This is a genomic window from Bacteroides sp. f07, assembly GCF_042854785.1.
In the GTDB taxonomy this organism is placed as follows: Bacteria; Bacteroidota; Bacteroidia; order Bacteroidales; family Bacteroidaceae; genus Bacteroides.
Map to the genome: position 1 here is coordinate 2559931 of NZ_BAABXI010000001.1, position 10584 is coordinate 2570514.

At 47.0% G+C, this 10584-nt stretch carries 6 protein-coding genes; all 6 read left to right on the plus strand.

The window, feature by feature from the left end:
- Positions 1-136: 136 nt before the first annotated feature.
- The gene (locus ACGHVY_RS10540; protein ID WP_390598916.1) at positions 137-3487 is read left to right on the plus strand and encodes a SusC/RagA family TonB-linked outer membrane protein; all 3351 of its coding nucleotides are present in this window, start codon (positions 137-139) and stop codon (positions 3485-3487) included.
- A 13-nt stretch (positions 3488-3500) separates the two neighbouring features.
- A complete protein-coding gene (locus ACGHVY_RS10545) occupies positions 3501-5102 on the plus strand; it encodes a RagB/SusD family nutrient uptake outer membrane protein (protein ID WP_390598918.1) in 1602 nt (533 codons plus the stop codon).
- Between the two features lie 31 nt (positions 5103-5133).
- The gene (locus ACGHVY_RS10550) at positions 5134-6090 is read left to right on the plus strand and encodes a glycoside hydrolase family 18 (protein WP_390598919.1); all 957 of its coding nucleotides are present in this window, start codon (positions 5134-5136) and stop codon (positions 6088-6090) included.
- Positions 6091-6187: 97 nt separating this feature from the next.
- On the plus strand, positions 6188-7801 hold the full coding sequence (locus ACGHVY_RS10555; RefSeq protein ID WP_390598920.1) for a BT_3987 domain-containing protein: 1614 nt from the start codon (positions 6188-6190) through the stop codon (positions 7799-7801).
- Between the two features lie 181 nt (positions 7802-7982).
- Positions 7983-8915, plus strand: coding sequence for a glycosyl hydrolase family 18 protein (locus tag ACGHVY_RS10560; protein ID WP_390598921.1), 933 nt, complete (start codon positions 7983-7985; stop codon positions 8913-8915).
- 354 nt (positions 8916-9269) lie between these two features.
- Positions 9270-10541 carry a DUF1735 and LamG domain-containing protein gene (locus ACGHVY_RS10565; RefSeq protein WP_390598923.1) on the plus strand — a complete coding sequence of 424 codons (1272 nt, stop codon included), beginning with the start codon at positions 9270-9272 and terminating at the stop codon, positions 10539-10541.
- The last annotated feature ends 43 nt before the right edge of the window (positions 10542-10584 follow it).

Consider the following 10584-nt stretch of genomic DNA (forward strand, 5'->3'; position numbering starts at 1 on the left):
CCCTTTACAGACATGCAAAAAAGTATCCGGAACAGAGCCCGAACTCTATCCCGGATATGAAATCAAAATTCTCAATATTAGAGTTTTACTCTTAATTACCGTGAAATAAATTAGTTAATAATCTAATACTAAGAAAATGCTACAAATTTATGAATTTATAGTAAACCAGTCTGCAAAGGAAAGAAGTTTTTTACTTTTTTTCTGTTTGTTATTGATGCAAGCACCCACCTTTGCGCAAAACAGTGCCAAGATTACTATTCAAAAGAAAAATATATCTGTAATAGAGGCACTTAAAGAAGTAGAAAGACAATCCGACTTCTCTGTCGGTTTCAACGATTCCCAATTAAAAAACAAGCCTGTTTTAAATCTTGACCTAAGAGCCGTAACATTAGAAAACGCCCTTGTACAAATACTCAAAGGTAGCGGGTTCGCCTATCAGTTCAAAGGGAAATACATCATGATTATTCCAGACAACAAGCCTAAAGAGACTCCTGTCAAAAAAGTGACGGGAAAGGTAGTTGACGAAAGCAATGAACCTTTAATTGGAGTAAATATCAAGGTAGAAGGAAGCTCTGAAGGAGCTATCACCGATATGGATGGCAATTTCACAATTACCGCTTCTCCGGGCAATGCATTAAGTTTTACGTATGTAGGATACACGCCCCAAACTATGAGAATAACAGACAGGAACACCTATGAAGTAAAATTGCAAAGTGACACTAAGCAATTGAATGAAGTAGTAGTGACAGCCCTCGGTATCAAACGCGAACAAAAGGCGTTAAGTTATAATGTACAGCAAGTAAAATCGGACGAACTGACTCAAATCAAGGACGCAAACTTCGTTAATAGCCTGAACGGTAAAGTAGCGGGTGTCACGATCAATTCAAGTTCATCCGGTGTAGGTGGCGCCAGTAAAGTAGTGATGCGCGGAACGAAGTCCATTGAGCAGAGCAGTAACGCGCTGTATGTTATCGACGGCATACCGATGTTCAATTTCGGTGGCGGTGGTGGCACGGAATTCGATTCAAAAGGTGCTACAGAAAGCATTGCCGACATCAATCCTGAAGACATCGAAAGCATTTCCGTGCTGACAGGCGCAGCAGCGGCCGCCCTCTACGGTAGCAACGCAGCCAATGGAGCTATTGTTGTCACCACCAAAAAGGGAAAAGTAGGAAAGCTACAGGCAAGCGTATCCACCGGCATCGACTGGATGAATCCATTCGTAATGCCCAAATTCCAGAATCGCTACGGAACAGGAAGCTATGGCAAAGCAAACGGTTCTACAACCCTCAGTTGGGGACCGAAGCTGAACAACGCGAGCCGTACGGGATACGAACCCACTGATTTTTTTGAAACGGGGGCAGTGTACTCCAATTCCGTCAGCTTGTCTGCCGGTTCGGAAAAGAACCAGACTTTCTTCTCCGCAGCAGCGACCAATTCCGACGGAATGGTTCCCAACAACAGGTATAACAGATATAATTTCACTTTCCGCAACACGACCAGTCTCCTCAACGACAAGATGAAGCTCGATGTCGGAGCTAGCTATATCATTCAGAACGACCGTAATATGGTCAATCAGGGTGTATATTCTAACCCGCTGGTATCGACTTACCTGTTCCCTCGAAGCGACGACTTCTCATTGGTGAAAGTCTTTGAACGCTGGAGCGATGCGCGCAAGATCAACTTACCATATTGGCCTCAGGGCGAAGGTAATCTCCGCATGCAGAACCCTTATTGGATTTCGTACCGTAATCTCCACGAGAATGACAAGAAGCGTTACATGATGTCCATCGGGCTAACTTACGATGTACTGGACTGGTTGAACCTGTCGGGACGTATTCGCATCGACAACTCCAACAACACGTACGAGCAGAAACTCTATGCCGGAACCATCGCCACGCTCACCGACGGTAATCAGGGACACTACACGATTGCCAAGAATGAAACCAGCCAAACGTATGCCGACTTCCTGGTGAACATCAACAAACGCATCAAAGACTTCACCCTTGTAGCCAATATCGGTACGAGTTTGAGCAACAATATCAGCAGTACCTTTAGTTACGGTGGACCGATACAAGAAAACGGAATCCCCAACTTATTCAACGTGTTCGACCTCGACAATGTGAAGAAGCGTGCCGTCCAAGAAGCATGGCAAGACGTGACGTATTCCATCTTCGCCAACGTAGAAGTAGGCTGGAAGAGCATGCTCTACCTCACCTTGACGGGACGTAACGACTGGGCTTCACAAATTCACGGCACTACAGATCCTTCCTTCTTTTATCCGTCGGTAGGTCTGTCGGCAGTAATCACCGAAATGGTAAAATTGCCCCAATGGGTAGATTACCTGAAAGTGCGCGGTTCGTACAGTTCCGTAGGTTCTCCCTACCCCCGTTATCTGACTATACCGACTTTCCCATACGATGCTACCTCGCAACAATGGAAAGAGAAATCCATCTACCCTATCGGCACGCTCTATCCCGAACGTACCAACTCTTGGGAAGTGGGCGTAGACGCAACGCTGTTCCGCGACTTCAAAGTAAGCGCTTCCTTCTATTACGCCAATACACACAACCAGACATTCGACCCGCAGCTTTCGGTCTCTTCCGGTTACGAGAAGTTGTATGTGCAGACAGGCTCCGTGCGCAACGTGGGCGTGGAAGGTATGTTAGGCTACGGGCATACTTGGAGCGGTTTCAACTGGAACACCAGCTTCACCATTTCCAGCAACCAGAACACACTGACCGAATTGGTAAGAAACTATGTGCATCCCGAAACCGGAGAAATCATCAATAAAGACCGGCTTCCGCTGAAAACATCTGACGGACGCGGATTGGCACAGGCTGAGTTTATATTGAAAGAAGGCGGTTCACTGGGCGACCTTTACACCCGCTCCGATGTGGTGCGCGATGACAAGGGAAAAGTCCAGATAGACGCCACCGGCAACGTCTCCAAAGTGGGCAATCTGAACGACATCAAACTGGGAAGCGTATTCCCGAAAGCCAATCTGGCATGGAACAACTCCTTCTCTTACAAAGGTATCAACGTAGGATTCCTGATTTCCGCCCGCATCGGAGGTATTGTATATTCAGCTACACAAGCTGCCATGGACGAGTACGGAGTTTCCGAAAGAACTGCCGCCGCCCGCGATGCCGGTGGAGTACTCGTCAACGGACGCACCATAGTAGATGCACAAAAATGGTTTGAGGTCATTGCCGGTTCCAGCGGCTTGCCCCAATACTATACGTATAGCGCGACGAACGTCCGCCTTCAGGAAGCGCGCATCGGCTATACCATCCCCCGTCGCTGGATAGGCAATGTATGCGACATCAATGTATCGCTTGTAGGCCGCAATCTTTGGATGATATACAATAAAGCGCCGTTCGATCCCGAAAGCGTGGCCACTACCGGCAACTTCTACCAGGGTATCGACTACTTCATGATGCCTAGCAGCCGTAACATCGGGTTTAACATTAAGCTTAACTTCTAAAACGATGAATAGCATGAAATACATAAAACAGTTCAATCTGACAGTGATGTCACTCGTCACACTACTTATTGCAGGTAGTTGCATGGACAGTGATATCAACCGCAACCCTTTTGAAACCACTCAGGAAGAGATGGGGCGGGACAACTATAATGTAGGTTCCAAGCTCAAAACTCTTGAAGGACAGGTCATCCCTACACAGGAACATTTGTATCAATTCATGGAAGCCATGTGTGGTGGCGCTTATGGCGGATATTTCAGTGATACGCACACCGGATGGATTGAAAAATTCTCAACATACAATCCCAAGTCGGATTGGTTGGAAGGAGCCTTTTCCACCATCTTCACCAACACCTACCCCAACTATCGCAATCTGATGAAGCTGAGTGACGTGCCCGTTCCGCAAGCCATCGCCAAAGTACTGCGTGTGGCCATCATGCAACGCACTACTGACATGTTCGGTCCCATCCCCTACAGCAAGATAGTGGTGGAGGGAGAAGCCGCCGCGTTGAGTTCTCCCTACGACTCGCAGGATGTTATCTACAAGCAGATGTTCAAGGAATTGGATGAGGCCGACCAAGCATTTGAGGACAACCTCACACTCGCCCCCGATGCCCTGAAGAAGCTTGACGACGTTTATTACGGAGACGTGGAGAAATGGCGCAAATACCTTCATTCTCTGCAACTCCGCATGGCAATGCGCCTCTGCTACGTGCCTGAGATGAAAGAAGAAGTGCAACGGATAGCCGAAGCGGCAGTGACGGCGGGCGTAATTACGGACAATGCCGACAACGCCCTGTTTCACGTAGCCGAAAACCGTTCTGCCCTCTGTTTCAATACTTGGAACGACTATCGGATTGGCGCCGACATCCTATGCTATATGAACGGCTATCAGGATTCCCGCCGCGAAAAGTACTTCACCATGGGCAAAGGCAACGGCAAGACAGACGGCACCGCCGGCAGCAAGGAGGGCTACTACGGCATCCGCATCGGCACACTGCCGACAGGCGTGACCGACGACCAACTGAAGAGCGTCTACTCCAACCGCCTCATGACCGCCACCGACCCTTACACCTGGATGACTGCCGCCGAAGTGGCATTCCTCCGTGCCGAAGGCGCGTTGCGGGGATGGGCAATGGGTGGAAAAGCCAAAGACCTCTACGAGCAAGGCATCGCCCTCTCCTTTGCCCAACACGGAGCATCGGGAGCTGAAGTTTATGCTGCCGACAACAGCATGGTGCCCGCAGCCTACGCCGACCCACTGGGCAAATACGACACCAGTGCCCCGTCCAACATCAAAATCGCGTGGAACACAGACACCAAAGCAGATCATTTCGAAGAGAATCTCGAACGCATCATCACGCAGAAGTGGATTGCCATCTACCCGCTGGGCATCGAAGCATGGAGCGAACGCCGCCGCACGGGTTATCCTAAAATGCTGCCCATCGTCGACAATAAGAGCTCATATTCCGAACTTACCGACATCGGTATACGTCGCCTGCAATACCCTGGCAGTGAATACAGCCTTAACGGGGGACACGTAGAAGAAGCCGTAGATATGTTGGGGGGAGACAGAATAAACATCCGTCTCTGGTGGGATTGCAAACCGAACAATTAATTGAAAGTAAAACCTTGAAAAACAAAAAGATATGAAACACAGATATTTGAAATCCAATTTGATGGCTTGTCTCCTGACAGTCGCAATAGCCGGAGGATTCCTGTTTACGTCTTGCGAAGACTGGACAGACCCGGAAGAAGTGGACTACACCATTCAGGACCCAAGTAAGCAAAATCCCGAACTTTGGGCACGCTATACGGAATCACTGCGCGTCTACAAGCTCGAACGTCCGCACTACATCACCTACGCCAACTTCAACAACGGCGTTGAGCCTTCAAAGAACGAAGGCGAATATCTCCGTTCACTGCCCGATTCGCTGGACTTTGTCACGTTGGCAAACTCAGAGAACATCACTGCTTCCGACCGTGAGGACATTCCCAGACTACAAGAGAAAAGCACCCGCGTGCTTTACCACGTAGATTACGCCAAGAAGATGGCGGAACTCCCCGATGACGCTACTCTGGGCGCATGGCTGGACAAAGCGGTAGCCACTGTTGCAGAACTAAAAATGGATGGTTTCGCTTTCAGCGGATTACCTCTTTACGGCGGAACGGATGACGAACAGGCTGCCCGCAAGGCATCTGCACGGCTGATTGTCTCTAAACTATCCGCTACCGGAAAAGCGCTCGTATTTGAAGGAGATCCTAGCTTTGTGGATGCCGCCGACATGGAAAAGCTGGACTACGTAGTGCTCAAGACTGCCGATATAGAGAGAGCTGTGGCTTTGAAACTGCTTGTGGCAAATACACTGGAAGCCCATCAAACGCTATTGAAAGCACAACTGATACTCGCCACCAAGATGAACGGCAAATTAGCGGACGAAGACGGGAAATGGCATAACGCCGTGCTCGAAATGCCCAATCGCGTAGTCGGCTTGGGTCCTTTGGGAGGAATGGCAATATACTCCATAGGTGAAGATTATTATCAACCTGAAAGGAATTACCATACTTGCCGGACGGCTATACAGACGATGAATCCGTCCATGTAAGATGAAAGTAAGAGGATGGTAATGATGAAATATTAGTTTGCCGGAAACCGAAACTAATGACAAAAAAACAATGTATAAATACTATAAATTCAATCTTATGAATAACTCATTCAAATACTTCGCTCTCTTCCTATTGCTGGTAGCAATGACGGGATGCACCGCAGACGATATCGTACAAGCTGGAGGCACACTTCCCGACGAAACGCCGATGAACAGCGTGGGAGGACAGTTGCATAGTGGAAAGACTTTCTCCAACATGATTACCGTCGGTATGTACCAAGACGACGGACCAGCTACCGAAGAAATAATTTATACGCTGACAAAACCTGCCACAACGCCCGTTACGATAAAAGCCGTTCCATCTCCGGAACTCGTAGCAAAATACAACAGTGACAACAGCACCGAAATGAAAGAATTTCCTATTGAGAATGTGACCTTTGAGAACGGCGGTTCACTCACCGTATCCACCGGAAAGAAAATATCCGAAAATATTAGTATCACCCTTTCGCCAGAAGGACTGGAAACAGGAACACTCTACCTGCTGGCAATCACTTTGGAACGGGACTTTGCAGGAATAGATGTGCAAGCTGCTAAACAAGTGGTTTATTATAGAATAATCTTCCGGGAAAAGATAACAACATGCATGCCTGAATATGACCCCATAGAAATTCCGCCGCTAATGCCTGACCTAACTTCTGTGTTCTATGTAAACACTGAAACCTACCAGCCTTTGATTGCCGGTGTAGTGGGTGTATGGGTTGACTACTGGCAGTTTTTCAGTTTGGGAAACATTGTAAACCTCAAAAAAGCGACGATAGACTACGATGCCAGCAGTGGACACACTTTGCTCCAACTGGGTAGTGACCTTTCTTATGTACTGGAACACAAAGACAAATATATTCGCCATCTTCAGGAAAATGACCGAAAAGTATGCCTCTGCATTGAGAATGGCAGTCAGGGCATAGGTTTCTGCAACATGAATACAACGCAAATAATTGATTTCGTCCGTCAGGTGAAAAACGCGGTAGAGCGTTATCAACTGGACGGTGTGAACCTATGGGATGACGACAGCAAATACGGCAAATCAGGAATGCCGGCAATGAATACCACTTCATACCCCAAACTGATAAAAGCCCTTAGCGATGCTATGCCCGAAAAGTTGCTGACAGTGGTAGATAAAGGAAACGCTACGGAATATTTCTACGATGTCGCCCAGTGTGGAGGCATTGAAGTGGGCAAATACATTGATTACGCATGGCACGGTTATGTTTCGCCGACGGAAGACTTGCAAATCATCAATCCCAACGCGGAAGGTAGCGCACAGGCTTATAGCAAATATACACGTAAGCCCATTGCCGGATTAGATGAAGCCCATTATGGAAACGTGAACGTACCTTGTTATAATGACAATAATCCTGAGATTCGAAATATTGCATCAAAAGCCATAGCCCAATGGAGATCTAGTGGAAATAAAAAAAATAATATTATAGTTTACGGAAGTGACCTTATCGGCACAGAATACGGTGGTTATGAAGGTGCCATTGAGACTATGGTCGGTGACGTATCTCTTTTTCAATTCATGGATAACGGCAATGGCTGGGACTTTGATATGGACGATTTCACATGGGGAGACACATCGTATATGGGAATCTTTCTGGATAATACTTTAAACGCAGGTCCTGATCTGAACACTTACAGAAAAGACTGGTAATACGAATTAATCAGAAAACCTGATTAGAACAAGAAGAAAAGAATAAAAACAACCATCAGTGGCGGTAGGAATTACGTTAAGTTTAATCATTAAAACAAAGAAAGGAGGGCTCTTATGAACATAGATGTACGTATCGTCCAACCGAAAACTGAGGCTTATTAATAAATTAAAAAAAATACGTATGAAAAAGTTATTATTTGCAGCCATAGCAATTATGGCAGTGTTCGCTACAAGTTGTAGCAACAGTGATGACATGACGGTAGCATCTCAAGATGCTCAAGGTACAAACGCAACTCGCAGTGTAGGTGTGAAAACTCCTAAGTTGACCACTTACATTGAAACGAACGACATTAATCCGTTGAATATGGGTGAATACACATTCGCCGGTACGGATGAGCAAGTAGTGGATCATGTGATATTGTTCGCATCGAATATTCGCGGCACGGTTTCAACTGTAGAGTTGTATCATAACCCGAATCAGACTTACATTCTGAACAATAGAAATACGTTGGTAAAACCATTGCAGGACAAGGGAATCAAGGTATTACTCGGTTTGTTGGGTGACCATACAGGTGTTGGGTTTGCTAATCTGACAGAAAGTCAAATCACTTCATTTGCAAACCAAGTTGCAGATTGTATTGAAGCCAACGGACTAGACGGTGTAGATTTTGATGATGAATACGCCGAATATGGAAAAATTTCAGGTACTCCGTCTCCTAGCGGCACTAACTTCAGTGCACTGATTACAGCTTTGCGTGCACATTCGAAAATGGCCGGCAAACTAATTACAGCATTCCATTATGGTTATGCAACCAGTTTCAATCAGACTGCTAAAGATGCTCTCGATTATATGTGGCCTAACTTCGGTATAAGGAATGCTCCTTCCGGATTTGCAAACAGCAAATGGGCAAAAATGTCAATACAATATACCCAAGGAACTCCTGGTGCAGGTCAAATCCAATCTGCATCGAAATCCTATAGCGGTTATGGAGCTATCATGATGTTCAACGTACGCAATTATGACGCATCCGGAACAATGAATTATTTCGCACCTAATGTATGGGGCGGAAAGACAGTTAGTTGGTCTGGTACTTCTTATCCAAAGAATTACTAGCAGATTTGCGTGAACCTATTTGACGTAAGTTTCTGCAAGACTTTACAAAAACAGGTCTCGCATTAAATGAAGCAAAGAAAAAACTGGGAGTGTCTGTCCCAAAGTACACTGCCATAAAGCTATACTTTCACTGGTAGCACTCCCGTTTTTTCATTTCGAGACCAAAGCCAACAGCTATGAACAAAGCTAATTCTCATAACAATACTTCACCGTAAGAGAAAGCATCAACAACATCCCGTCCACCCATCGGCAACACCCGACAGACGGACATTAACAAAAACAGAAAACCCAACGAAGAAATTCGAAACGACATATATTTATCAATCCCCGTAAAAAAACAAAAATTCAAATGCCATGAAAACAACAAGAACCCTCCGAGGCATCCTAACTAACGCCTCCTTCGCAAGCCTTGCAGCAGCTATGCTACTATCCGTAGCCGCCTGCGACAACAAAGACTACAGCAACGCCACTCCTTTCGACAACGTAGTCTATCTCGACGTCGCCCAACAGAAGGACGTGGCAAACTTCACCTTCAACCGTCTCATTGAAACCGGACAACAAACAATCGCCGCCCAACTCTCGCAGCCAACGGGTAGCGATGTCAACGTCAGCTTCAAAGTAGACCCCACCTTGGTAAGTTCCTACAACGCCCGTCTGGAAACAGACTACACCTTGCTCGACTCCAAATATTACACTCTCTCCACCGAGCAAGCCATCATCCCGCAAGGTAAAACCACCTCTGCTCCCATCACCATCGACTTCGCCGCCCTCACTGAACTCACCATCGACGACGGCTACTTGCTGCCCGTCACCATCAGTCAGGCAACAGGGGGAATCGGTATTCTCGACGGCTCGAAAACCATTTGTTACATCATCCGACGTTCCAGCGCCATCACCACTGCCGTCAACCTGAAGGATAACTATTTCGAAGTGCCCGGATTCGACAAAAACAGTCCCACTGCCGGCATCGTGAACGGTCTGAAACAACTCACCTTTGAAGCCATCATCCGTGTGAACGACTTCAAATACGGTTCCGAAACGAAAAACATCTGTACCATCATGGGCATCGAGCAATACTGCCTATTGCGCCTCGGTGATGCCGGATTCCCCTTGCAGCAATTACAATTCGCCGCCCAGGAAAACAAAATTCCCAATGCCGACAACAGCAAATTGCTGCTCCCCAATGAATGGTATCACGTAGCCGTAGTTTACGACACCGAAGCGCGCACCGCCTCCATCTACGTTGACGGACGTGAACAAAGCCACGCCGAAGACTACGGAAGTGGCGAAGCCATCAACCTCGGCCTGCAGGAACGCGGCAAACAGTTCATGTTCAAAATAGGTCACTCCTACGGCGAACCCGATGACATGAGCCGACAGCTCGATGGTGAAATCTGTGAAGTACGCATATGGAACACAGCCCGCACACAACAGGAAATCTACAAGAATATGTACAACGTAGAAGATCCCGAGAACGCTCCCGGTCTCTGCGCCTACTGGAAGTTTAACGAAGGCGAAGGCGACATAGCCAAAGATTACTCCGGTCACGGAAATGATGCGAAAGCCTACAACAAAGCAGTACTATGGCCTGCAGGTATCGAAGTGACACAGAAAAATAAAGAATAATCATCCTTCGGAAGCTACTAACTCTTCCAACGCTCATATGATT

Excerpts from the sequence above, each read along its gene's own strand:
- ACGHVY_RS10540 (WP_390598916.1), top strand. The coding sequence starts at position 137 with ATGCTACAAATTTATGAATTTATAGTAAACCAGTCTGCAAAGGAAAGA.
- ACGHVY_RS10545 (WP_390598918.1), top strand. The coding sequence starts at position 3,501 with ATGAAATACATAAAACAGTTCAATCTGACAGTGATGTCACTCGTCACA.
- ACGHVY_RS10550 (WP_390598919.1), top strand. The coding sequence starts at position 5,134 with ATGAAACACAGATATTTGAAATCCAATTTGATGGCTTGTCTCCTGACA.
- ACGHVY_RS10555 (WP_390598920.1), top strand. The coding sequence starts at position 6,188 with ATGAATAACTCATTCAAATACTTCGCTCTCTTCCTATTGCTGGTAGCA.
- ACGHVY_RS10560 (WP_390598921.1), top strand. The coding sequence starts at position 7,983 with ATGAAAAAGTTATTATTTGCAGCCATAGCAATTATGGCAGTGTTCGCT.
- ACGHVY_RS10565 (WP_390598923.1), top strand. The coding sequence starts at position 9,270 with ATGAAAACAACAAGAACCCTCCGAGGCATCCTAACTAACGCCTCCTTC.